Annotated in this window: 26 protein-coding genes; 15 read left to right on the plus strand and 11 right to left on the minus strand. The window is 54.0% G+C overall.

Annotation, left to right across the window (positions count from 1 at the left end; all coding sequences use genetic code 11):
- Window positions 1–211 (plus strand): hypothetical protein (locus O6944_06900; protein ID MCZ6718860.1); only part of this gene is annotated, 211 nt, incomplete at its 5' end.
- A gap of 80 nt (window positions 212–291) precedes the next feature.
- Window positions 292–2,193 (plus strand): SUMF1/EgtB/PvdO family nonheme iron enzyme, encoded by a 1,902-nt coding sequence (locus O6944_06905; protein ID MCZ6718861.1) that lies wholly within the window; start codon window positions 292–294, stop codon window positions 2,191–2,193.
- A gap of 83 nt (window positions 2,194–2,276) precedes the next feature.
- On the opposite strand, the gene O6944_06910 is transcribed toward O6944_06905, so the two are convergent.
- Together O6944_06910 and O6944_06915 are read right to left on the minus strand one after the other, a co-directional pair.
- On the minus strand, window positions 2,277–2,555 hold the full coding sequence (locus tag O6944_06910; protein MCZ6718862.1) for a SelT/SelW/SelH family protein: 279 nt from the start codon (window positions 2,553–2,555) through the stop codon (window positions 2,277–2,279).
- Window positions 2,556–2,790: 235 nt separating this feature from the next.
- Window positions 2,791–3,297, minus strand: coding sequence for a hypothetical protein (locus O6944_06915; GenBank protein MCZ6718863.1), 507 nt, complete (start codon window positions 3,295–3,297; stop codon window positions 2,791–2,793).
- A 305-nt stretch (window positions 3,298–3,602) separates the two neighbouring features.
- Here O6944_06915 and ggt point away from each other — a divergent pair, with 305 nt between their 5' ends.
- On the plus strand, window positions 3,603–5,165 hold the full coding sequence (gene ggt / locus O6944_06920; protein ID MCZ6718864.1) for a gamma-glutamyltransferase: 1,563 nt from the start codon (window positions 3,603–3,605) through the stop codon (window positions 5,163–5,165).
- Window positions 5,166–5,208: 43 nt separating this feature from the next.
- On the opposite strand, the gene O6944_06925 is transcribed toward ggt, so the two are convergent.
- Window positions 5,209–6,456: an MFS transporter gene (locus O6944_06925; protein ID MCZ6718865.1), complete on the minus strand. Its 1,248-nt coding sequence runs from the start codon at window positions 6,454–6,456 to the stop codon at window positions 5,209–5,211.
- Between the two features lie 139 nt (window positions 6,457–6,595).
- On the opposite strand from O6944_06925, the gene O6944_06930 reads away from it, so the two are divergent.
- The gene (locus O6944_06930; GenBank protein ID MCZ6718866.1) at window positions 6,596–7,063 is read left to right on the plus strand and encodes a CYTH domain-containing protein; all 468 of its coding nucleotides are present in this window, start codon (window positions 6,596–6,598) and stop codon (window positions 7,061–7,063) included.
- A 59-nt stretch (window positions 7,064–7,122) separates the two neighbouring features.
- On the opposite strand, the gene O6944_06935 is transcribed toward O6944_06930, so the two are convergent.
- Together O6944_06935 and O6944_06940 are read right to left on the minus strand one after the other, a co-directional pair.
- Complete coding sequence (locus tag O6944_06935) at window positions 7,123–8,835, minus strand: OFA family MFS transporter (GenBank protein ID MCZ6718867.1); 1,713 nt, start codon at window positions 8,833–8,835, stop codon at window positions 7,123–7,125.
- Window positions 8,836–9,198: 363 nt separating this feature from the next.
- On the minus strand, window positions 9,199–9,405 hold the full coding sequence (locus O6944_06940) for a DUF6494 family protein (protein ID MCZ6718868.1): 207 nt from the start codon (window positions 9,403–9,405) through the stop codon (window positions 9,199–9,201).
- Between the two features lie 157 nt (window positions 9,406–9,562).
- On the opposite strand from O6944_06940, the gene O6944_06945 reads away from it, so the two are divergent.
- From O6944_06945 to O6944_06965, 5 genes are all read left to right on the plus strand, one after another.
- Window positions 9,563–10,435, plus strand: coding sequence for a substrate-binding domain-containing protein (locus tag O6944_06945; protein MCZ6718869.1), 873 nt, complete (start codon window positions 9,563–9,565; stop codon window positions 10,433–10,435).
- Between the two features lie 3 nt (window positions 10,436–10,438).
- A complete protein-coding gene (locus tag O6944_06950; protein ID MCZ6718870.1) occupies window positions 10,439–11,140 on the plus strand; it encodes an ABC transporter permease in 702 nt (233 codons plus the stop codon).
- Window positions 11,137–11,913 carry an ABC transporter ATP-binding protein gene (locus O6944_06955; GenBank protein ID MCZ6718871.1) on the plus strand — a complete coding sequence of 259 codons (777 nt, stop codon included), beginning with the start codon at window positions 11,137–11,139 and terminating at the stop codon, window positions 11,911–11,913. The genes O6944_06950 and O6944_06955 overlap by 4 nt, the downstream gene beginning before the upstream one ends.
- Before the next feature lie 14 nt (window positions 11,914–11,927).
- Window positions 11,928–12,542: a molybdenum cofactor guanylyltransferase gene (gene mobA, locus O6944_06960; GenBank protein MCZ6718872.1), complete on the plus strand. Its 615-nt coding sequence runs from the start codon at window positions 11,928–11,930 to the stop codon at window positions 12,540–12,542.
- A gap of 67 nt (window positions 12,543–12,609) precedes the next feature.
- Window positions 12,610–13,878 carry a molybdopterin molybdotransferase MoeA gene (locus tag O6944_06965; protein MCZ6718873.1) on the plus strand — a complete coding sequence of 423 codons (1,269 nt, stop codon included), beginning with the start codon at window positions 12,610–12,612 and terminating at the stop codon, window positions 13,876–13,878.
- 18 nt (window positions 13,879–13,896) lie between these two features.
- On the opposite strand, the gene O6944_06970 is transcribed toward O6944_06965, so the two are convergent.
- Window positions 13,897–14,331, minus strand: a complete 435-nt coding sequence (locus O6944_06970; protein MCZ6718874.1) for a molybdenum cofactor biosynthesis protein MoaE — start codon at window positions 14,329–14,331, stop codon at window positions 13,897–13,899.
- A 2-nt stretch (window positions 14,332–14,333) separates the two neighbouring features.
- The gene (locus O6944_06975) at window positions 14,334–14,567 is read right to left on the minus strand and encodes a MoaD/ThiS family protein (protein ID MCZ6718875.1); all 234 of its coding nucleotides are present in this window, start codon (window positions 14,565–14,567) and stop codon (window positions 14,334–14,336) included.
- A 155-nt stretch (window positions 14,568–14,722) separates the two neighbouring features.
- Here O6944_06975 and moaC point away from each other — a divergent pair, with 155 nt between their 5' ends.
- Window positions 14,723–15,208 (plus strand): cyclic pyranopterin monophosphate synthase MoaC, encoded by a 486-nt coding sequence (moaC, locus tag O6944_06980; GenBank protein ID MCZ6718876.1) that lies wholly within the window; start codon window positions 14,723–14,725, stop codon window positions 15,206–15,208.
- A gap of 34 nt (window positions 15,209–15,242) precedes the next feature.
- On the opposite strand, the gene O6944_06985 is transcribed toward moaC, so the two are convergent.
- From O6944_06985 to O6944_07000, 4 genes are read right to left on the minus strand one after another with little or no spacing between them, the layout of a single operon-like run.
- The gene (locus O6944_06985) at window positions 15,243–15,632 is read right to left on the minus strand and encodes a 4a-hydroxytetrahydrobiopterin dehydratase (protein MCZ6718877.1); all 390 of its coding nucleotides are present in this window, start codon (window positions 15,630–15,632) and stop codon (window positions 15,243–15,245) included.
- 11 nt (window positions 15,633–15,643) lie between these two features.
- Complete coding sequence (locus O6944_06990) at window positions 15,644–16,399, minus strand: (5-formylfuran-3-yl)methyl phosphate synthase (GenBank protein MCZ6718878.1); 756 nt, start codon at window positions 16,397–16,399, stop codon at window positions 15,644–15,646.
- Window positions 16,396–16,974 carry a DUF447 family protein gene (locus tag O6944_06995; protein MCZ6718879.1) on the minus strand — a complete coding sequence of 193 codons (579 nt, stop codon included), beginning with the start codon at window positions 16,972–16,974 and terminating at the stop codon, window positions 16,396–16,398. The genes O6944_06990 and O6944_06995 overlap by 4 nt, the downstream gene beginning before the upstream one ends.
- Before the next feature lie 4 nt (window positions 16,975–16,978).
- Window positions 16,979–18,460, minus strand: a complete 1,482-nt coding sequence (locus tag O6944_07000; GenBank protein ID MCZ6718880.1) for a DUF6513 domain-containing protein — start codon at window positions 18,458–18,460, stop codon at window positions 16,979–16,981.
- A 604-nt stretch (window positions 18,461–19,064) separates the two neighbouring features.
- Here O6944_07000 and pqqA point away from each other — a divergent pair.
- The 5 genes from pqqA to pqqE all read left to right on the plus strand — a co-directional run bounded on the left by pqqA (window position 19,065) and on the right by pqqE (window position 22,585).
- Complete coding sequence (gene pqqA / locus O6944_07005; protein MCZ6718881.1) at window positions 19,065–19,139, plus strand: pyrroloquinoline quinone precursor peptide PqqA; 75 nt, start codon at window positions 19,065–19,067, stop codon at window positions 19,137–19,139.
- A 364-nt stretch (window positions 19,140–19,503) separates the two neighbouring features.
- Complete coding sequence (pqqB, locus tag O6944_07010) at window positions 19,504–20,421, plus strand: pyrroloquinoline quinone biosynthesis protein PqqB (GenBank protein ID MCZ6718882.1); 918 nt, start codon at window positions 19,504–19,506, stop codon at window positions 20,419–20,421.
- A 16-nt stretch (window positions 20,422–20,437) separates the two neighbouring features.
- Window positions 20,438–21,175, plus strand: a complete 738-nt coding sequence (pqqC, locus tag O6944_07015) for a pyrroloquinoline-quinone synthase PqqC (GenBank protein ID MCZ6718883.1) — start codon at window positions 20,438–20,440, stop codon at window positions 21,173–21,175.
- Window positions 21,172–21,459: a pyrroloquinoline quinone biosynthesis peptide chaperone PqqD gene (gene pqqD / locus O6944_07020; GenBank protein ID MCZ6718884.1), complete on the plus strand. Its 288-nt coding sequence runs from the start codon at window positions 21,172–21,174 to the stop codon at window positions 21,457–21,459. Before pqqC ends, pqqD begins: the two co-directional genes overlap by 4 nt.
- On the plus strand, window positions 21,422–22,585 hold the full coding sequence (pqqE, locus tag O6944_07025; GenBank protein ID MCZ6718885.1) for a pyrroloquinoline quinone biosynthesis protein PqqE: 1,164 nt from the start codon (window positions 21,422–21,424) through the stop codon (window positions 22,583–22,585). Before pqqD ends, pqqE begins: the two co-directional genes overlap by 38 nt.
- Window positions 22,586–22,658 lie beyond the last annotated feature (73 nt).

The following is a 22,658-nucleotide window of genomic DNA, read 5'->3' on the forward strand; positions in this document are numbered from 1 at the left end:
ACGCGCCATGAAAGGTCATGTTCAGCGATGGCTACGCCCGCTGGCTGCCCATGATCCCAAGATGGACTATTGGCAGCGCATACCGAACAACGTCCATCCAAGGATCGTTTTTACTCGGAATCGATATTTGTTTTGTGTAAATTTACGCGGGCTGGTACGATTACTTCACCTACACGAAAAGAGCGTAACTTATTGTTTTAAAAAGGACTAGAATGGTGCACTCGCCATGGGAATAGGGCCAATTCAATACCTTGAACCTAGCCGAATATCAGGTCACGGACGGAGTTATAGATGACCCTCCAATTCGAAATTTCGGGGGCACAGATCGAAGGCGCGCGCGATTACCAGGAAGACGCCTTTCTGATCACTCACCTCACCGACAATGAAGGCAAATCAAGCTCGCTTGTGATCGTTGCTGACGGGATGGGCGGGCATGCAGCCGGAAATGTCGCGAGCAACATGGCCGTACAGGCTTTTAACAGTCACTTTACCAGCAATTATCCGAGCGACAAAATCCCCAAGATCTTAAAGGAGAGTATTCACAAGGCAAATAACGCCATCACAGAAACCGTGAAAGAAACGCCGGCGCTTGATGGCATGGGCTGCACAATGGTTTCCACGGTGTTTCAAAACGGCAACATGTGGTGCGTGAGCGTTGGAGACAGCCACTTGTATCTGCTCCGCGACGGTAAACTGGCAAAACAAAATGCCGACCATAGCTACGGCGGATACCTAGACAAGATGGCGGCTGAAGGCAAACCAGTCAAAGCCGAGCCAGCGCTTTCCCGCAACATGCTCATGAGCGGTTTGACGGGAGAGGAAATCCCAGATATCGATTCACCTGACACGCCTGTGAAGCTTCAAGCGGGAGATCGAATCATCATCTGCAGTGACGGTTTAGACACATTAAGTGCCGGCAAGATAATCCGTTACTCAAAAAAATCGGAAACTCCAAAACAATGTACTGATGCTTTGCTCAAGGCCGTCGACGACGCTGACGTGCCACGTCAAGACAACGCAACCATTATCGTGATTGACGTCGTGGACGTAGAGGAAGAAATAGTACTCGAAAGCGTGGAACGAGAAGAGCCCGCGGTTCCAGAACAACCACAACCCGCTGTGGCCGCAGTTGAGAAAAAATCCATCGAAGAGCGGCCACTTAGGCCAAATGTTGGCATCATGCTAGGAGTTCTCGGCTTTGTCCTCTTCGCTGGCGCAACATTCAGTTATTTTTACTTCAACCCCATTCAAGAAACCATCAAGCCGACATCTCCTACAGTCGCGCCAGTTGAGACAATTGAAGTCGAGGAAGAATGGATCGCTGAACCCGAGCGCCCTGAGCCCGAGCAGGCCGAGATTGCGGTCGAGCCGCCTACCCCGCTCCTCGAGGCCCCGGAAGCCGAGGAACCTGGAGGCGAAGAGATCGCGATGATTGAACCGCCAGTAAAACCAGAACCCATTGTAGACATTGGAAAAGCCTTTCGAGATCCTTTCAAGGCTGGTGGTGGGCTCGGTCCCGATATGGTGCGTATTCCAGGCGGTACCTTCGAGATGGGGAGTTCCCGCACATCCGTTCACGCTGACGAATGGCCGCAACATACAGTCCACATAAAGTCATTTGCCATAAGCAAGTACGAGATCACTGTCAATGAATACAACCAATTCGCGCGGGCCACTCGAAGGAAAACGGTAAAGGGCAATGGTAAGCTCCCGGCAGCATTTATGACCTGGCGCGATGCTAATGAATACGCCAGGTGGTTATCTAGAAAGACCGGGCAACGCTATCGCCTACCCAGCGAAGCCGAGTGGGAATACACAGCGTCCGGCCGCCAAGATACGCCGTACTGGTGGGGCTTTGATATCCAGGGGGTCGATGCCCACTGTTTCGGATGCGCGAATGGTTTAATGCCCCGTGAACCAACGATCGTGGGGCAGTATAAACCGAACCAACTCGGCCTATACGACACGGCGGGTAACGTGGCGGAGTGGCTCGCTGATTGCTACCATAAAAATTACGAGGGGGCACCCACGGATGGCAGTGTGTGGTCGGATGCTGACTGTGAGGCGCGCGTTGCCCGCGGTGGATCCTACACGAGTCCACCGCTTTCACTGCGTAGCGGCAACCGCGATAGATTTGATCCGAATACAACCTACGATTTCATCGGGCTGCGCGTGGCCAGAGATCTCAACTGAGGCGCATCCCCAGACTGCAAAATCAATAGTGCCAGCGCTTAAGCCCAGTGGGTGGACCCTTGTTGCGCCGCACGTCAGATTCGTTAGTTCCGATCGCTGTGCCCCAAATCTTTGCCCGGGGCGATCCGATCCCGCACCAACTGTTTGATTTCCTTGGAGTCTGGGAAACGTTTCGCGACTTTGCGGGAAAAGACGATGTCGCCATCAAGGCGCACATCAAAGACCCCTTCACGGCCAGGCACCAGGGCCACCTCCCCGAGCTCAGTCGCAAACGTCATCAATAACTCCTGCGCCATCCAGCCTGCCCGGAGAATAAACCCACACTGTGTGCAGTACTCGATTTCAAGCCTTGGCACACCCATCACATCACCCTCGTGACATCGCAAGCCGACCGTTCCACTTGCCCGTTGGAACAATGCCGCGCTGTGTTTGCGCTGCGTGCTACAACAGCCAGAGCCCTTCGCGAACCTGCTCTCAAGTATTTGTTCGAAACTAAATAAATATTCGTTAGTCTATATTAGCAGGCATGCGAACGTGGAGGAGATTAACATGGCCAAAAGAGCCCTTACCGCAGCAAGCGCACTCGCTTCGCTCACATTAGTCATCTTCGCCCCGGCCAGCTATGCGGGCGGCACCAGCATCCATGGCGCCTTCGGGCACCATACAGGTATCCATATTGGCTTTAGCAACGTGGGATTCCGCCACCATGGACACCAGCGAATTCACCGCGGTCACCACAATAGTGTCCGTAGTCACCATTTCCTCCGTGGGCACCGCGGTCACCACAGTAGTGTCCGTAGTCACCATTTCAACCGTGGGCACCATTTTATTCCCCACAGCACGACCCAATTCCAAGGCCACCATCGTTCCCAGCGTGGGCGCCATTTTACTCGCCACAGCACGACCCAATTCCAAGGCCACCATCGCGGCCATCGTGCCGGGCACCGCAGCGGAGGCCGCGCTCACCACTAAAGCGATACGCGTGAGGCTGGCACGAAGGTCAGGACGGAGTGTCATAGGGATTGTGTGGATTTCATGAGGACAGCTCCGTTGGTCGGGCTCTGATCCGTGTGCCGCTAGGGCGTTGCCTTTTTCCCAACTCATCTAGCACGGACCTCGCCGCGCCTTCAACGTAGCGGGACCCTGTCCCAGTGGTCTATTGTCTCCGTAGACCGCAGTTTGCCAACGCCGCAGACCCGTGGCATCGAGGATAGCCATAGTGGTCGTCCTCACCTGCATGGATCACCAAATTTAACTTGATATCCTGCTCCGTGACGCGGTCTTCAAGTATCCCCTTGTATCAGACACCCTATCTTCGGCACATGTTGTTTATGTCAGGCAGGTATCTCAGTATGGTATCTTTAGAGCACGTAACGAGCCACGTTATCGCAAAGGTTTTTAAACCATAGATGAAATCTAGAGGCGTTATCGCTGCTGGCCACGAGAAAACGGTTGAGGCGGCGGCAATTATTTTGCGTGACGGCGGTAACGCATTTGATGCAGTCCTCGCCGCCCTATTTACTGCATGCGTATCGGAGTCAGTGCTCGCATCACTCGGGGGTGGTGGATTCTTACTTTGTCACACGCGTGATGAACAAAACGTTGTCTACGACTTTTTCACACAAACGCCGAATCAGAAACGAAACGGGGCCGAGTGCCATTTCTATCCGATACACGCAGATTTTGGTACCGTCAAACAGGAATTCCATATCGGTATGGGATCCATCGCAACACCCGGAACCGTAAAGGGCATATTTAGCATCCACCGGGATCTTTGCACCCTGCCGATTACTAAGATCGTCGAACCCGCCATCATGCTTGCCCGTCAAGGCGTTCGGGTCAATGCGTTGCAAGCATTGATCTATCGCATCATTGAGAAGATCTATCTATCCACGAACGGTGCCAGAGCAGTTTTTTCCAGCAAGGTTAGCGATGGTCATCTCCCATTCGAGGATGAGGTTATGCGTTATCCCGAGCTGGCCGATACGCTGGAATTGCTCGTATTAGAAGGAGAACCACTTTTCTATGAAGGCGAGATCGCCCAATTTCTCGTGCGCGATTGCCATGAGAACGGGGGGCATCTTACAGCTGATGATCTTAGGGGGTATCGCGTACATAAGCGCAAGCCTCTTGATATCACATATCGAAACACTCGATTGCTGACTAATCCACCGCCGTCATTCGGCGGAATCCTGATGGGATTCTCGCTTAAGCTTCTTGAACAATGCGACCTCCGTGCGCTTGGCTTTGGCTCTGTTCCCTACCTTCAATTGTTGGCATCGACGATGGCTTCGACCAATAAAGCACGGATTGAAAGCAAGTTGGCCGAGACGATTGAAAGCACCGGTGCAGAAAGTTTGTTAAATGAAAAACTCTTACGACGCTATCGCCATGACATCCTAGAGCGAGCAAGCTGCCAGAGAGGAACAACCCATATCAGTGTGATCGACGCCAACGGAAACATGGCTAGTCTAACCGTATCAAATGGTGAAGGTTGCGGTTACGTAGTCCCAGGTACCGGCATCATGTTAAACAACATGCTCGGCGAGGAAGATATCAATCCCCGGGGATTTGATTCATGGCCAGTGAATTCCCGGATGTCATCGATGATGTCACCAACCCTAGCATTCACCGACAAAAGCGACGTTATTGTCACAGGTTCCGGTGGCTCGAACAGGATACGAACTGCCTTGTTACAGGTATTAATTAATTTGATCGATTTCGATATGACTGTTGAAGACGCAGTCGAGGGTCCGCGCATCCACTTTGAGGACGGGATGCTTAACGTTGAATATGGATTCGATCCCACGGAAATCGATGAACTCGTCGCCTCATTTCCCAATCACAAGGCGTGGAAAGAAAAGAATATATTTTTCGGTGGCACCCATACGGCCGCGTATAACCTACAAAGTAAGACGTTGAGCGGAGCCGGTGACCCGCGTCGGGGTGGTATTTGCGCAGTAATCACTTAGCTACGACGCACATATCTAAACTGACGTTACACAAGGGCTTCACCTAGACGGGCTGGTCCAGCGCCTTCACGTGCGATCGCAGATACCACAAGAGGAAGAGTCCGGGTAGCGCAAGAACAAACGTCATCATAAAGAAGTTCACCCAGCCAATCCCCTCCACCACATAACCGGACGGTGGACCGACAAATACACGTCCAAACGCTGCGAGCGCCGTCAACAAAGCAAACTGTGTGGCCGTGTAGCGGTGATGACATAGTGCCATTAATAGCGCCACAAAGGCCGCGGTGCCCATGCCCCCGGCGAGGTTTTCAAAGCCGACGGTGAGTGCCATGAGCCAGTAGCTCTTGCCAACCCACGCCAGGACCATGAAGCCGAGATTGGAGACAGCCTGCAGGACGCCGAAGAGAAGCAGCGAGCTAAATAATCCCAACCGGACCATGATGGCACCCCCGAACAGCGCGCCAATCAGGAGTGAGGCCAGGCCCAGTCCCTTGTTGATGATCCCGACGTCCGAGAGTGAAAAACCCACGCCGCCTATCAAAAATGCCGTGGTGAGGGTGCCGGCGAAGGCGTCACCCAGTTTATACAGGACGACGAGCAGGAGCAGCATCACTGCACTCGGGCGGGTTAGGAATTCTTTAAACGGCTGGACGATGGCATCGGCAAGGGTAGGTGGAGGCGCCGCCTGCCATGTCGGCTCAGGCCCCACGAACGTCGCCAAAAGCCCGATGCTGACCAACCCCGCCATGATCAAATAGGTCGCCTGCCAACCGACCCGCTCCGCCATAATGAGCGCCAGTGCCCCAGCCACGAGGAGCCCGATGCGGTAGCCGGCCACAAAGATCCCGACACCAAATCCCCGTTCGGCGGGTCGCAGCGTATCGGCTCGATACGCATCCACGGCAATGTCCTGGGAGGCGGAGAGAAAGGCTACAGCCAAGGCGAGCACGCCGAATGCCATGGGGGCTTGTTGCGGCGAGCTGTAGGCCATCAACCCCAGAAAAACCATGAGCCCGAGCTGGGCAAGCAGCATCCAGCCCCGCCGCCTTCCTAACCATGGGGGGACATACCGATCCATGATCGGCGACCAGAGAAACTTCAACACATACGGCAAGCCGACTAGACTAAAGATCCCGATGGTGCGGATATCGACCGCCGCAACAGTCAGCCACGCCTGGACGGTACCGGCTGTCAACGCCAGCGGCAGGCCTGAAGCAAACCCAAACAATGGCATGACACCGATGCGGCGATTCAATAACACCGACGGCCATACTGGAGAGTGTTTACCCATCAGTCCAACCTGCCTTTGCGTTTTTCAACAATATGCGTCCAGAAAGTGCCGAACGCACCTTAACGGCGTCGGGATCTCGTGTCAAAATCAGCCTGTGATACCGCAGGAAAGGAAAGACCTATAGCACGTCGGAAAACCAATGGGCTGGGAAATCGAACGAAAGTTTCTCATTCGAAGCAATGAATGGCGCCAACAGGCTTCGGAGGGCGTTTATTACCGCCAGGGATACCTTGCCAACACTGACAAGTGTTCCATTCGGGTGCGGATTGCGGGCGATAAAGGATCATTGAATTTGAAGAGCGCAACGTTCACCGTCACACGCACGGAGTTCGATTATGCGATCCCCCTAGGCGACGCGGAGGCGATATTGAAATATCTCAGCAGTAGACCTCACATCGAAAAAACCCGCTACCTGGTAAAGCACGCTGATCACACATGGGAGATCGATGTCTTCGAGGGAGATAATAAAGGCCTGATTGTCGCTGAGATTGAGCTGACAGATGTCGATGAATCCTTCGAACGGCCGAAATGGCTCGGTGAAGAGGTTTCGGATGATCCGCGCTACTACAACGTATGCCTCGCAAACCACCCGTACAAAGATTGGTAAGTCTCCTCCCCCACAGCTCCGAACTGAAAGCAAACACCTAGACGACCACATCCCCACCACTAGACCTTGGCCGTTTCAAGTTCCTCCTTAGTCATATAATGCTTATCACTTACAGGGCGCATTAATGCATTACTCACGAGTGCAATGGCCAGCAGCGCTGCCATGAGATACATCGTCGTATTGTAGAGATTGCTGGTGGGATCGACGGTTCCCGGTGGCACAATTTCCATGAGTTTTGCGATGGTCACCGTCTTTTGTTGGACCAAGAGTTGCAGCTGGTCCATCCCGGCGCCAAAGGCCGCCGCAAACGTTTGCGGATCGATCTTCTGTACGAGGTCATTGATCGCCCGGTCGATGGATCGCTCGCGCAAAGATGTGATTGCCAAGGGGCCAAGCACCCCTGCGGTGCTCCAGGCCGTAAGCAACCTCCCATGAATGCCACCGACATACTTGGTCCCAAACATGTCCGCAAGATACGCTGGAATGGTTGCGAAGCCGCCGCCGTACATGGTGAAGATGATCATGGTGGCGGCGTAGAAATACACGAGCCAGATGACGACGGGTTGTACGCTCACCTGCTGAGCGGTATAGGGAATCGAACAATAAAGTAGGATACCTAATGCGAAAAAAATCCAATAGGTGTTCTTACGCCCGATAAAGTCAGACGTGCTCGCCCAGAAAAACCGGCCAATCATGTTAAAGACACTGATCATCAACACATAAGTCGCGGCAAACGCCCCGTCTACGACGGAAGGCAGCGTGGTACCGAAGATCTCTGTCATCATCGTCTTGGCGACACCCAGAACGCCAATACCCGCCGTCACGTTAAAGCACAATACAATCCAGAGCTGATAGAACTGCCGGGTTTTGAGCGCCTGATCGATATCCACATGGTGCTGGGTGATCATCTTCGCCGCCGCATGGGCCTCATCCGGTGGCGTCCACCCTTCCGGCTTCCATCCGGGCCGTGGTATGCGGTACGAGAAAGCGGCGATCATCATGACGACAAAATAGACAATGCCCAAGCTAAAAAAGGTCTGAGCAACGCCAACCGTGCCGGTCCCTACCAAGTAGACACCCTCCGGCCCGGGGACGACCATCCGGGCGACCTCGTTGGCACCGACCACCGCCACCTCTTGGAGCTGGCCTGCCACCTCCGCAAAGCGCTTCCCCACTTCAGTCACAAGGTTGACTTGGTCAACGGGGCCCAGGTACTCCGGCGCCCTGTAGTAGAGCTTCAGGAAAAACTCTATGAGTGGCGCCCCGATCATGGCGCCGCCACCGAATCCCATGATGGCCATCCCGGCGGCCATGCCGCGCCGGTCAGGAAACCAGCGAATCAGCGTGGCCACTGGGGAGACATAGCCCAACCCCAGTCCGCAGCCGCCGATGACACCGTAACCCAGGTAAACCAACCACAGCTGATGCAGGAGGATCCCTATCCCTCCGACGATAAAGCCGCCCCCCCAGCCACAAGCGGCCACCACACCCACCATGCGCGGCCCGACTTTTTCGAGCCATCGGCCGGCAAACGCAGCAGCGAGGCCGAGGAAGACGATCGCAACGGTAAAGATCCAAACCACATCTTTCAGCGACCAATCCCCTGAGGCGGGCGTCACAACGCCATAGGCCTTAATCAGCGCCGGATTGAAGATGCTCCAGGCATACACAGATCCGATACAGAGGTGAATAGCAATAGAGGCCGGGGGGACTAGCCAGCGGTTAAAACCCGGCTTGGCAACGATTCTTTCTTTCGATAATAGACCCGCCATGAACAATCTCCTTGGAATCAGTGCCTCTCAGCACCCGTGTTTATTTTTCCACGTAGTGAGTATCCCCCAAGATCATTGAGTCAACACGAGAGCGGGCCTCACGCGGAATTCGATCCCCGGGGCAGAGCATCGCCAATACCACCTCCCAAGTCAAGCAGCGCACAGGCTAGAGAGATTTATTAAGTAGATCTTATAATAACCTGAAAGTTAACAGCTTATACTTGATGCTGCAACGGGGAATGAGGGTCGCCGGTTCGCCAGGCCAAAGGCCGTGCCCCGATGATGGCCGGCCGGAGGGGACCCATAAATACCACAGGTGCTGGCTTTGTGCCTTCTTTGGATGGCCAGCGTCGCCATTGAGTCTCATTCCAGCGCGATATCGCCCTCGATGGTGGAGCTCAAACCGATGTCAGCCACATCGAGGCGCATGGTGGCCTTAAGCCGCTCCTTGCCGCTGATCTTCCCCGCCCTCAATGCATCCCGCACGGCCTCCTCGATCGCGCGTTGTGATGCCACACCGACGCGCTTTAAGAACTTGCGTATCTCCATATTAAAGGTGTCTTCATTCATGACGATCCCCCTAGGTACACACCTCGTCTATCCTACCGATTCGTACGGCGAACGCCTATATTGGTGCGTAAAAATCGTTGCACTTTAAATCAACTATTGCCAAAACCCTGCCGCTCAATTTAGATCATAGGCCGTGCATTCTGAGGACCGGTTCAATATGGCTACCACATCATTAGCGTGGCTCAACGGGCCATTGACTATGATTCGCACCGGAGTCCCAAGAGGCCTGCCCCATCTGTTCTTCATCATGACCCTCGTCCTGGCCGGAGTACCGGGTTTTGCGGATGATACCTTCCTGCGGATTGCTACCACCACCAGTCTTGAAAACTCGGGGCTCCTGGACATCCTAGTCCCAGAGTTTGAGCGCGAAGCCGGTTATCGAGTTCACGTCATTGCCGTCGGCACTGGAAAGGCACTCCGGCTACTGGGCAACGGCGATGTGGATGCCGTGATCGTGCATGCCCGCGAGGCGGAAGAAAAAGTGATTGCGGACGGCTACGGTGTAAACCGCCGCCATGTGATGTATAACGACTTCATAATCGTTGGCCCCAGGGATGACCCCGCGGGCATTGCGGGGCTGACTGACGCGGTGGATGCACTACAACGGATTGCCACGGCCCAAAGCCTATTTGTCTCCCGAGGCGATCAATCAGGAACCCACGCCCGAGAGATGAAGTTGTGGGAATTTGCTGACATCGATCCGTCCGGTACATGGTACCGTGCCAGCGGTCAGGGTATGGGGAAGACCCTACAGATTGTCGGAGAGCTCGATGCATACACCCTGGTCGATCGCGGGACCTGGTTGGCCTATCGGAAGAACAGCCCTTTGATCGTACTCGTTCAGGGCGATGACCGTTTATTTAACCCATACGGGATTATTGCCAGCAATCCGGCAAAATATCCCGATGTCAATTACCGTGCAGCAACCGAATTCATACAATGGATCACAAGAGCGCCCGCACAACGGCTTATCGAAAACTATACCATCGACGGTGAGCAGTTGTTCGTGCCAGCGCTGATTGCGAAGTAAGCCATGAACAGTCTAGCAGACGCCACCCAAAACGCACTGGCCCTACTTTTTGCTGGCGACCGGGAACTATGGACCATCGTCGCTATTTCATTCAGCGTGTCGCTCAGGGCGATCCTGTTCGCGACACCGGCCGCGCTAGTTCTTGCCTTCGCGCTTGCCTATGGTCGCTTTCCGGGGCGCCGGATCCTTATCTCCACGATACACACGCTGCTGGCCATCCCCGCAGTCGTTGTCGGGTTAACCGTGTACCTGCTGTTATCCCGAAGTGGGCCTTTCGGTGACCTACGGCTTTTGTTCACCCAGACCGCCATGATCATTGGCCAAATGATTTTATGTTTTCCGATACTGGTCGCAATGGCTCATGCGGCGTTTCAGTCAACTGATCGGCGAGCTTGGGAAACAGCACTGACACTCGGCGCTGCACCCTGGCGGGCCATGGTCACCCTTATGCACGAGGTTCGATTTGGATTGATCGCTGCGATCGTTGCTGGCTTTGGGCGTATCATCGCTGAGGTCGGGAGTTCCATGATGGTGGGCGGAAACATCCTGCATTATACTCGGAACATTCCGACCGCCATTGCACTCGAAACCAGCAAAGGGGAATTTACCCAAGGTATTGCCCTGGGGATCGTCCTATTGTTATTAGCACTCGTGCTTAACGTCACCTTGACGTTTGTCCAGGGCAAAGGAGAAATAACACCATGAAAAGCCAGGTGCACCGTCTTCTACTTTGCTATTACCATCTCCACAAGCGCATCAGCGGAGATCCTCTATTCGAAATACCGGAACTCCCCTTGCACGAAGGCGAGTGCACTGTGCTGAGCGGCCGAAATGGCGCAGGAAAGACAACACTACTAAAGATTCTGGCAGGGATTAGTGTTCCAGACCAAGGTTACGTGGAATATCACGGGAAACGATACGATTGGCCGCAGGCGGGCCGTTATTGTCGACGGCACACCATCTACCTGCACCAACAACCCTATATGTTCAACGACACTGTGGCAGCAAACATTGATTACGGATTACGTCTGATTGGGATCCAGGCACCCGAGCGCAGGCGTCGGGTTGAGGACGTTTTAGAATGGGGAGGACTCGAGCACCTGGCGACGCGCGACGCACGTGTGCTGTCTTGCGGTGAGAAACAACGGGTCGCCCTTGCGCGGGCGAAGGTGCTATCACCAAGGGCCCTGCTACTTGACGAGCCGACCGCCAGTATGGACAAGGAGGCTTGTGAAAAGGCCTATTTTCTGATTAAACGCCTGTGCACTGAAGGCCTTGCAATCGTTGTCTCTGCGCACGAGGTTTATCCGATCCGGCGGCTTGCCCACCGACACCTGCATTTAGAATCTGGAAAACTCATTGATCAAACGGCCCTTGGCCCGCCAAATTACGCTAGCACGTCATCTACCATCATGAACGAGGAGGAAAATGGCCGCCCCGGGCACGCGATAACCAGTAACATAGCGCAAACGGAGTAGTCTATTGGTGCCATATGCCATCTGAACGCGACGTTAAAGAGATCATCACCGGTGTGATCCTCGCAGGCGGGCGAGCCCAGCGTATGGGCGGGTGCGACAAAGGACTCATCAAGTTACTGGGCAAACCTTTGGTTGAATACGTTATCCGTGCGCTTAAGCCTCAGGTTGCTGAGATGATCATTAACGCCAATCGAAATCGTGAGCGCTATGCAGCCTATGGATATCCGATCATTGCCGATCTGATGGACGGATTCTATGGACCGTTAGCTGGGATGGCGAGCGCCATGCAGGCAGCCAAAACCCCGTACATTGTGACGACACCCTGTGACTCCCCTTTTGTCCCATCCGATTTAGTCAAAAGGCTCTATGGCGGGATCGAGGAACAGGCGGCAGAGATTGCGGTGGCCCACAATGGCGAACGCTTGCAGCCAGTTTTCGCATTGCTCGACCGGAATCTGCAGTCGTCGATCATCGCCTATCTGAAGCGGGGTGAACGAAAGATCGATCGCTGGTACGAAGAACATCGGCTGACCATCGTAGATTTCTCCGATCAACCCAACACATTTGTTAATGTCAACACGCCTGAAGATGTGGAAACCGTCGAAAGTAAACTCATGCAGGTAAGATGATGCTGAATCTTTAGGAAGGCTGTATCGTTAATATAGATGCATCGTATTCGATGAGGCCAAACGAACCATGAGCAAAACAGGAGTCGCGCCAAAGAGGAGTTGCAAGGATGACCACGATAGCAACTCATTGGCCGTGGACGAGGCGCTCAGCAGAATTACGGCGGCGGTACGGCCTGTAAGTGAATCGGAAGTGGTGCCTATTCTAAGTGTACTCGGTCGCGTACTGGCCGAAGATGTCCGTTCGAACATCAATGTGCCCTACAGCACGAACTCCGCCATGGATGGCTACGCGGTGAATGCGATCGATCTGCCCAGCGCAGGGACACGCGAATTGAACGTGATCGGAACCGCTTGGGCCGGCAAACCATTTAAACACCAAGTGGCAAATGGTCAATGTGTGCGCATTATGACCGGAGCCGCTATGCCTCAAGGCACCGATACAGTCATAATCCAAGAACAGGCAGATCGGGAGGGTGATGTGCTTCGCATCGGTGCGGGCCACCGTCGAGGCGAGAACGTGCGGCAAGCTGGCGAAGACATTGCCGTCAATCAAGTCATCTTATCAGCTGGTACACGGATCATGCCTGCGGCATTGGGGCTTCTTGCCTCACTTGGGTCTAGTGAAGTACGAGTAAAACGCCGTGTACGCGTGGCGTATTTTTCCACTGGCGACGAACTTCGTTCCGTGGGTGAACAATTAGATGAAGGCACCATCTTCGACAGCAATCGTTACACGCTTTACAGTATGCTGACTCGCCTTGGTACGGACGCGCTTGATCTGGGCGTGGTCCGCGATCGGCGCGAAGATATCCGTAAAGCCCTGTTAGATGCAGTCGACAAAGCGGACGTTGTGATCACGACCGGTGGTGTTTCAGTCGGTGAAGCCGATCTTGTCAAAGAGCTTCTTGATGTGCTCGGTAAAGTTAGTTTCTGGAACGTCGCTATAAAACCGGGCCGACCATTGGCATTCGGAAAAATAAAAAACAAGAATTTCTTTGGTCTGCCGGGAAATCCGGTGTCGGTGATGGTAACGTTCTATCAATTCGTGCAGCCTGCATTGCGTCGAATAGCCGGAGAGCGCGAAACGAAGCCGCTCACCATCAAGGTTCCCTGTCTATCCAAACTCAGGAAAAAGCCCGGGCGGGTGGAGTATCAGCGGGGTCGACTAGAGCCGGACGATAAAGGACGCCTTGTGGTAAGGAAAACCGGCCCGCAAGGCTCGGGAATTTTGCGCTCCGTGGCTGAAGCCAACTGTTTCATTGTGCTGCCATCTGAGCGCAGCAGCGTAGAACCAAAAACCCTTGTCGATGTACAACCCTTTTTCGGGTTGGTTTAAGAACGGCTGAGCGGTTCATTAGCGTCGCGTATTTTCTTCAACCCAGCGTATACCTTCATCTAAAAACTCGCGCTTCCAAAAGGGTGCGCGAGACTTAAGATCCTCCACGATAAAACGACAGGCTTCAAATGCTGGCGCCCGATGGGCGGACCATACCGCAACCAAAACGATCGGTTCATTGATCTGAATTTCGCCAACACGGTGGATGACCAATGTGTCAAGGAGATCCCAGCGACTGATTGCCTGCTCGCTGATCTCCGTAAGGTGTTTCTCAGTCATACCCGGATAATGTTCTAAGAACATTGATATGACATGAACCCCTTCATTGAAGTCACGCATCGTACCAACGAAAACGGCGGTGGCGCCATATGTTCCTTTATCTGTGAGGACGTCCTGGTAACGACCGAGTTCAACCCAAGGGTTGAATTGACTGTCACGTAGTTCGACCCGCATCGTCATCCTCCAGTCACTGGAGGGAAGAACGCCACTTCATCGCCGTCACCCACTTCAGCATCAGGACGGGCGTACTCCATGTTCACCGCAATGAGAATGTTCTCCGGCAAGGACTCATCTTCTACCACAGCGTCCCACACCTCACGCACCGTCAAAGGGCCTGCCGGCATGATCACCTCTTGGCTGCGCCCTAAGCGCTCGCGAAGATTTGCAAAGAATTTTACAGTGACGGCCACTAACAGACATTCCCATTTACATAACAGTATATTAGCTCGTATCATTTAGATACGTATTGGTAATTCACGGTTTATTTTACCGTCAACACCTAGCTAGCATTAACGTATATTAGCGTACCCGAGACACGGGCCCTAGCGTCAGTGATTTTAAAAAAGTGGCGAAACTGACCCATTTCAACCGCAAGGGTGAAGCCCAAATGGTAGACGTTGGCACAAAGACGGCTACCCGGCGCGTGGCGATCGCCGAAGGGCAGATTTTGATGCACCCTGAAACCGTGAGACTCATTCGGGAGGGCGGTCACAAAAAAGGGGACGTCTTGGCTGTTGCACGCATCGCAGGCATCATGGCCGCGAAGAAAACGGCCGAACTAATCCCATTGTGCCATCCATTGATGCTTACCCACGTCGAAGTCGAATTGCAAACTCGGCTTCAGGAAAACTGCGTCCACTGTCAAGCCCGCGTGGAGACACACGATAAAACCGGCGTTGAGATGGAGGCCCTTTCCGCCGTACAGACTGCGTTGCTAACAGTCTATGATATGTGCAAGTCCGTCGATCGAGGGATGACGATCGAATCGGTCCGCCTTATTGAAAAGTCAGGCGGCTCGTCTGGCACATGGACACGCAAGGAAGAAGACTAGCGTTCTACCGGTTGTACACAATAGAGCCGCCACACTAATCATATTTGATGTATTTGAAACGCGGATCGTCGGGCGTCCCCTCCAATGGGCTTCCGTCCTCGCTACCCGGCTGCCACATGACGACGGATTCTATTTTCTCAGCTAGGGCGAAGTCCTTATCAGTGATTCCTTTGGCTGCATGGTTCTTCAACTTTACGATGACAAAGGCATATGACGCTGTGATATCCGGGTGATGAAAGCCAGCTTCCGCCAAGTGTCCCACCGTATTGATGACCATTAAAGTACCCTTCCAACCACTCGTTTTATATTTACGACGAATCCAACCGTCTTCAAGATACCATTTTGGCACTTCATCTTTTAGTTTCGCTTCAACCTCTTGATCCGTGTATACCCGTTCCTCCTTAACTTCTCTCATTTTAGCCATAAGTAACCCTCCTATTGCGGATAAGCCATCGATCGCTCAAAGGCGCCCAATCTTCCTTCAGCACGACGTAGTCCCAATGGCCGACCACGCGCCTCCCTGATGCGCGCACGAATAGCTGCGACAGCCTCTTCATCCAAACCTGCTGTTCTCAGTCCACCGGTACACAAAGCGCCGCGAAATCCTAGATAATCGGGCTCCAACGCTAAAAGCGGCACAATATCGTCGCTACGCAGGGAGCCAGCAAGACCACACACAAGTCTGCAAGCGCGCGCCTCCTGGACAAATTGTAGCAGAACATCATCGCTGATCCGCTCACGAAGCGAGCCCTTTGCTTTCTGTGCGGTATCCACCATGACACCCCAAACACCCATATCCGCGAGTCGAGACAATGTACTCAAGCGAATGCCGATGTCTGCAAACAGCACCGCCACGATCCGAACACCTTGATGAGCCTCCAAGCGCAATCCATTTAGCAAATCGCGTCCAATGTGCGGAGCGAAAAAACCAACCTTGACGATATCCACCCCGGTCGCGGCCGTGTTGGACACGGCTGGCAGAACGATGTCCCTTTCCATGGGCAAATCACCGACCGTGGCGCTCACAAGGCATTGTCTTTTCACCAGGGATACCACTTGCCGCATAAGGTCTGTTGCCACGGCACCCAGCGCACCTTGAGAAGCGTCCTTCAAATCAATGACGTCCGCCCCACCCGCCAGCACGATGCGCGCCTCGTCTAGAGAAGCGACGCTCGCCAGCATACCGGTCATGCCGCATCCCCCGCACTTGCGCCATCACGCCTGAAACTGTTGATCTTTTCCATCAGCCAATCCCACGCCCGTCGTTCTTTGTCACCGGCCGTTTTATCAATCGCGATGGAAAGGTAACGGATCTCTTTGTCAATTTTGTCATCAGGTAGCATGCCCAGACGGCTCACAAGGATCGCCGCCTCAATGACCGCCGCCTGGGCTCTATTAAAACCCCTGAATGGCCCGTGCGTTTCGTGGTACCGGGTGACACAAAAGAAACGCGGCCTTTGATCGTCCTCCTCAATGTGGGTGACTTCGATCTCGGTGTGGGCAAGCGCTGCCGCTAATCGTTCGCCATCGACGACCTGGGCAGGCACTGTGGGCCAATCCCTGCGCCCGGTGAGACATCCGGCGACGATGGAAACATCATCGGTCATGTTAATGACGGCCTGTCTTGTCCGATGCAGGTTGTCCAGCGTTGTCGACGGCCTGAATGGCGCAACCACAATAAGATTGTCCCCCTTTGTAATTCCCATAGGTGCAATGTGTACGCCGCCATCAGGTTTCCTGGTTGTGATGATCGTCTCGTAGATCATGGGATCATGAGGCCTTTCGTTTTTTCTTGCGTGCCTGCAGTGTAGGCCCTGCAGTTTTATATTCCGACAGGGCGCCGGCGGCAGTGTTGTCATTTTGCTTTTCGACGGACACCTTGCCCTTACTCTTAGCGCTTTGCTCCAGCGGCTCGTCTTTTGGTTCGGTGGCAGCGCCCCAACGCAGCTCCTCGTCCTGGATATAGCGCTTGCCCAGTTGCCAAGCGATCTGCGCCTTGGCCAACTCCACCCCCATATAAAAAGCGTGCGGTGCATCATCCTGCAACAGGTCCAGCTTCGTAAAGAGCTCAAAGGGATCGATCCCCACAACCAGACCATCGCGATTAAACACCTGAACACCTTTGTCACTCACCTGTACCCGATAGCTGGGGTCCCGAATTTGGCTGGCCAGGGCCTCGATCTCCTCCAAGCTATACGGAAAAGGTTTTCGATCATGGGTCGTCAGAAGCGAATCGTCGAAGCCGCGTGGCAGATCGTTGGCTTCACGGGCCGCGTACATGATCCGCCGCGCCCTATCCACTTCCCGCACAACGGATCTTGCATGGGGACTGACCTGGGTAGTCAAGACACTCGTAATATGCAGTTCTGAAATGATGCCCATAAGCACTGCATTGATGCCGGAGGTATCGGCGTCTGTAAGTTCAGTAAGATTTCCAATACCCATCATGATCTCAACATCGGGGTAACGCTCGCGTAGCGTTTGGTACCGGGATATCGATCGGGTGAAGCCAAAATGAATCGGATCTAGAATCGTATCGGCAATAAATGGCCTATCACGCTTTGCCAGGTTCTCAATGGCTCGGTATAGCGATCCCAGATCTGGCGGCTCATCCGGGATTAAAACCGGCACTGAATCGACTTCATCGGCGACCCACAAAGTACTCTCCCTAAGGCTAAGCAAATAATGGGCGCCAGCCCGGCCACCACGGAGCAGATCATCTGTCTCAAGCGAGTCGACGCTCACTTGGAAATCGGCTTCCCGAAGCGCCACTACCGCCTCCTCCAGGTGGGGGAACGGGATACTTGGCAGGCAACCGAGATCAATCACATCCGCCCCGTCTCGAGCATAGACCTTGGCCTGTTTGACGATCGCGTCTACATCCATGTTCGGCGCATCAACTATCTCAGCGAAGATCCGTACATCATAACGGCCGAGATCGGGTGGTTGCCCCGCTTGTCCGAAAAACTCTGGTAAATCCTTCAATTCATCGGGCCCCCGAATAATTGGGACACCTAACTGTTGGCTAGGGCCGTTCAGGTCTCCCAAACAAAGCCCCGGAACCATGATGCGGTCTGCACCACGGGCGGTCGTGACTCGCCGCTTGATCATTTCCGCGGTCATCAGCGCCGCCACGCTAACGCCGATATTGTAGACCTCGTACGTGAACCCGGTAAGCTGCATGGACTCCAAGACGGACTTGAGGCCCCTCTCCGCAAGCTTCCCGGTCAGAAACAGGATATGTTCAGACATGCTCGGCGCACCTTGAGCACAGGCTTGCCAGCCTGAGAATGCTTATCGCACCTGCTCCTACGGCCAATTGCTCCATGGCGCCGCGCGCCATGACGCGTCTAAGCTCGAATACCCAAGCGACCATCAACTACGGCGGCAGGCAGCGTATTGGGCAAAGCCATTGTGCTCTCCCGACCCATTATTAGGGATTTTGATATCAGTCGCCATCTGAACCCAGTAAAACCATCTGGCTAATCTTAGGAGGGGTGGGAGGATGCGGGACGACCGGGGCCAAGCGGCGATTGGTTCATATTGACCAGATCGATGGCTAAACGGGACCAGATCCCAGCCTCCCGTGCCCTCAATGCGGTCCGCCCCGCGCTCAGTGGCGATCGACCCATCATAAGCTAACGTCTTGTTTAATTGTAAATTATCTGCCTGATTTGCGGCCACTGTGGGGGCCTCCCCGGGATTGGCACGGTCCGTGCATGTATTGGGACGACACGAGGAAAAGTTCGCGTTAATCCGAGAAATTTTCCAATGTGCCGAGATCAAGCCAGGTTGGATCGGCCAATCGGCCATCCCAAGGTGATTCGTCTTGAACCTTAAACGAGGAGATTACAACATGAAGTGGGAAACCCCTGATTATAGCGACATTCGTTTTGGTTTTGAGGTAACGATGTACATCAACAATCGTTAATGTATATCAGGTTTAGGGGCTGTCTTTTTGCAGCCCCTGAATCGTTTTACACCACCTGATTAATGAGATTTTTTGCTATAACCTGGACTGCCCCTAAGTACACCGACATCCGCTTCGGCTTCGAAGTGACGATGTACATTCAGAACCGGTAGTCATATTGAGGCGGGGCAGGAAGTGGCGCCCGCTATGAATACGAGAATTCCGCGAGGTGGCGGAGGGGACTGTTGCCCCGAAACGCTGCCGAGCATTAACCGATCGTTTCAACCTGGCCCTGTGGTGGCGCTCGAAAGGGCTGCCTAAGCAGGGCCAATTATTATATTGTCAGGGCAGACAAGTAGGATAGGGTCCAACGAGCAAGCAGACGATGCACGTACATGTACTGGGTTCCGGTGCCGGCGGCGGCTTCCCACAGTGGAACTGCAACTGTCGCAACTGCCGGAGACTGAGAAATGGTGAAATGTGCGGACAGGCGCGCACGCAATCGTCGATCACGGTGAGCAGTAACGGGTTGGACTGGGTATTGTTCAACGCCTCTCCAGACATTCGTAGTCAACTGGAATCTTTTCCCGCTATGCAACCGGCGCGTGCGGTGCGTGATACGGCCATCTGCGCAATCGTTCTGATTGACGCGCAGATTGATCATACGACTGGGCTGGTGATGCTGCGGGAGAAAGGCAGTCCTTTGGATATTTACTGTACGGAAATGGTCCATCAAGACCTCACGACAGGATATCCGCTGTTAAAACTGCTGAAACACTATTGTGGCGTCGAGTGGCACGCAATACCGCTGGACGATGGCGAATCGTTCACGATCGAAAAAGCGGACGGGTTGCGCTTCACCGCGGTGCCATTAAAAAGCGAGGCGCCACCCTACTCGCCTCGCCGCCATAACCCCGAAAAAGGTGACAACATTGGCGTTCACATCAAAGATCTGAATACCGGTAAAAACCTGTTCTATGTACCGGGCTTAGGCGAGATCGAGCCCCATGTACTTGGTTACATGGCCGACGCAGACTGCCTCCTGGTGGATGGAACGGTGTGGACAGACGATGAGCTCGCCCATGAAGGCATCAGTGATAAGCTAGCGAGCGAAATGGGACATCTACGGCAATCCGGCGACGGTGGCATGATCTCGGTGCTTGACACACTGGAGAAACCCCGCAAGATCCTGATCCATATCAATAACACGAATCCAATCCTCGACGACAATTCAGACGAACGCGCTATACTGGCCTCAAAAGGTATCGAGGTAGCGTTCGACGGAATGGACATACAGATTTAAGCAGGAAAGGCGAACAATGGGCGTTGACGAAAGGTTACCCTGGTCGAAAGAAGAGTTTGAACAGAAGCTCCGGGATAAGGAGAAGTACTACCACATCAACCATGACTTCCATGTGTTAATGAACTCAGGGAAACTCGACAAGAAGCCGATTCAAGGATGGGTGGCGAATCGCTTTTACTACCAGATCAGCATTCCCGTAAAAGATGCTGCGATCCTGGCCAACTGTTCAGATCGCGACGTACGTCGCCACTGGATACAACGCATCATCGACCACGACGGCACTGCTGGCGAGGAAGGCGGTATCGAGGCGTGGCTACAGCTTGGTGAGGCCGTTGCGCTCACCCGTGAAGAACTATGGTCTGAAGAACATGTACTGCCGGGCGTGCGCTTTGCAATCGACGCCTATGTCAATTTTGCCCGGCGTGCTACTTGGCAAGAAGCCGCGTGTTCCTCACTCACGGAACTGTTTGCTCCGAAAATCCACCAGCGGCGGCTAGAGAAGTGGCCGGAATACTATCCCTGGATTCAATCCGACGGGTATAACTATTTTCGCAAGCGCTTGACCGAGGCGCGACGTGATGTGCAACACGGACTTGATATCACGTTAGGTTACTTCATTACCCGCGAGCAACAGGAGAAGGCGTTAGGGATCCTGCAGTTCAAATTAGACGTTCTATGGACGATGCTCGATGCAATGTGGATGGCGTATGTCGAGAACCGGCCGCCTTACCACAATATTAAGGATGGCGAATGAGTGGTGAGATTGGTGACGACATGATCCCCGAGATCACACCGACGTTTCGCTTCCAATGGGAGGAGGCCCAACAGTGCCATGTGATTCTTTACCCTGAAGGCATGGTCAAGCTGAGCGCGAGCGCGGGGGAGATACTGAAACGGTGTGACGGTGAGCGGACCGTTAGTGATATTATTGAAGATCTGAAGCCCCAGTATCTGGATATTGATCTGGGTGCTGACGTTTACAAGTTTTTGGAGGTGGCCCATGAAAACGGCTGGATCCGAGCCAAACAATCAACCTAAGCCCTTATGGATGCTGGCGGAGCTGACCTATAAGTGTCCGCTGCAATGCCCCTATTGCTCCAATCCGGTGGATTTTGCCAAGTACAAAAACGAGCTATCGACCGAAGAATGGCTACGCGTCATGCGGGAAGCACGGGCGATGGGGGCCACCCAGCTCGGGTTCTCCGGCGGTGAGCCCTTGGTGCGGCGCGATCTCGAAGAGTTGATCGCCGAGGCACGCCGGCTTGGCTTCTATACCAACCTGATCACGTCCGGGGTTGGCATGGACGAGGAACGCATCAAAGGATTCAAGAAAGCGGGGCTCGATCACATTCAGGTCAGCTTCCAGGCGAGCAGTGAAGAGCTCAACAATTTTATCGCCGGCACAGACGCCTTCCAGCACAAGCTGGAGATGGCCCGGCTGGTTAAAAAATATGATTATCCGATGGTGCTGTGCTTTGTCCTGCACCGTCGGAACCAAGACCAGGTTCAGGATATCCTGGAGCTTGCGATTGCGCTCAATGCGGACTATGTCGAGCTCGCCACGACCCAGTATTACGGCTGGGCCATGGTAAACCGGGATCAGCTCATGCCTACGCGCGCGCAGCTTGAACGTGCGGAGGCCATCGCCCATGAATATCAGGAAAAAATGAAGGGCAAGATGAAGATCTACTATGTGGTGCCGGACTATTTCGAGACCCGTCCGAAAGCGTGCATGAATGGCTGGGGCGCCGTCTTCCTCACCATCACGCCCGATGGAACCGCCCTGCCCTGTCACGCGGCGGGCCAGTTACCCGGAATGACCTTCCCGAATGTGCGCAATCACAGCATCGAATGGATATGGAACGAGTCGCCGGACTTTAACAAGTTCCGCGGATTTGACTGGATGAAGGAACCGTGCCGGACTTGTCCCGAACGCTTCAAGGACTTTGGTGGCTGTCGCTGCCAGGCCTATATGCTGACGGGCGACGCGGCGAATGCCGATCCGGTCTGCGACCTGTCGCCCCATCACCAGGTCGTTTTAGATGCGATTACGGCAGCGGAAGGACCTTTGAAGCATCCGGGTGTCGAAGTGAAGCCATTGGTTTTCAGAAATCCAAAAAACTCAAAACTCCGTATCGCGGAGAAACAATCCGGCGCCGCCTGAGCGCAACAACAGTGGTGGCAACAGCTGCCGGCCACCAGACAGTCAGATCTTAGTCCGGCTTTGCCATGCCCAT

The organism is Gammaproteobacteria bacterium (genome assembly GCA_027296625.1).
Lineage (GTDB): Bacteria > Pseudomonadota > Gammaproteobacteria > JAKEHO01 > JAKEHO01 > JAKEHO01.

Bases quoted from the DNA above. Each gene is read 5' to 3' on its own strand.
- O6944_06905 (MCZ6718861.1), top strand. From the start codon at position 292: ATGACCCTCCAATTCGAAATTTCGGGGGCACAGATCGAAGGCGCGCGC.
- O6944_06910 (MCZ6718862.1), bottom strand. From the start codon at position 2,555: ATGGGTGTGCCAAGGCTTGAAATCGAGTACTGCACACAGTGTGGGTTT.
- O6944_06915 (MCZ6718863.1), bottom strand. From the start codon at position 3,297: ATGAGTTGGGAAAAAGGCAACGCCCTAGCGGCACACGGATCAGAGCCC.
- ggt (MCZ6718864.1), top strand. From the start codon at position 3,603: ATGAAATCTAGAGGCGTTATCGCTGCTGGCCACGAGAAAACGGTTGAG.
- O6944_06925 (MCZ6718865.1), bottom strand. From the start codon at position 6,456: ATGGGTAAACACTCTCCAGTATGGCCGTCGGTGTTATTGAATCGCCGC.
- O6944_06930 (MCZ6718866.1), top strand. From the start codon at position 6,596: ATGGGCTGGGAAATCGAACGAAAGTTTCTCATTCGAAGCAATGAATGG.
- O6944_06935 (MCZ6718867.1), bottom strand. From the start codon at position 8,835: ATGGCGGGTCTATTATCGAAAGAAAGAATCGTTGCCAAGCCGGGTTTT.
- O6944_06940 (MCZ6718868.1), bottom strand. From the start codon at position 9,405: ATGAATGAAGACACCTTTAATATGGAGATACGCAAGTTCTTAAAGCGC.
- O6944_06945 (MCZ6718869.1), top strand. From the start codon at position 9,563: ATGGCTACCACATCATTAGCGTGGCTCAACGGGCCATTGACTATGATT.
- O6944_06950 (MCZ6718870.1), top strand. From the start codon at position 10,439: ATGAACAGTCTAGCAGACGCCACCCAAAACGCACTGGCCCTACTTTTT.
- O6944_06955 (MCZ6718871.1), top strand. From the start codon at position 11,137: ATGAAAAGCCAGGTGCACCGTCTTCTACTTTGCTATTACCATCTCCAC.
- mobA (MCZ6718872.1), top strand. From the start codon at position 11,928: ATGCCATCTGAACGCGACGTTAAAGAGATCATCACCGGTGTGATCCTC.
- O6944_06965 (MCZ6718873.1), top strand. From the start codon at position 12,610: ATGAGCAAAACAGGAGTCGCGCCAAAGAGGAGTTGCAAGGATGACCAC.
- O6944_06970 (MCZ6718874.1), bottom strand. From the start codon at position 14,331: ATGCGGGTCGAACTACGTGACAGTCAATTCAACCCTTGGGTTGAACTC.
- O6944_06985 (MCZ6718877.1), bottom strand. From the start codon at position 15,632: ATGGCTAAAATGAGAGAAGTTAAGGAGGAACGGGTATACACGGATCAA.
- O6944_06990 (MCZ6718878.1), bottom strand. From the start codon at position 16,399: ATGACCGGTATGCTGGCGAGCGTCGCTTCTCTAGACGAGGCGCGCATC.
- O6944_06995 (MCZ6718879.1), bottom strand. From the start codon at position 16,974: ATGATCTACGAGACGATCATCACAACCAGGAAACCTGATGGCGGCGTA.
- O6944_07000 (MCZ6718880.1), bottom strand. From the start codon at position 18,460: ATGTCTGAACATATCCTGTTTCTGACCGGGAAGCTTGCGGAGAGGGGC.
- pqqB (MCZ6718882.1), top strand. From the start codon at position 19,504: ATGCACGTACATGTACTGGGTTCCGGTGCCGGCGGCGGCTTCCCACAG.
- pqqC (MCZ6718883.1), top strand. From the start codon at position 20,438: ATGGGCGTTGACGAAAGGTTACCCTGGTCGAAAGAAGAGTTTGAACAG.
- pqqD (MCZ6718884.1), top strand. From the start codon at position 21,172: ATGAGTGGTGAGATTGGTGACGACATGATCCCCGAGATCACACCGACG.
- pqqE (MCZ6718885.1), top strand. From the start codon at position 21,422: ATGAAAACGGCTGGATCCGAGCCAAACAATCAACCTAAGCCCTTATGG.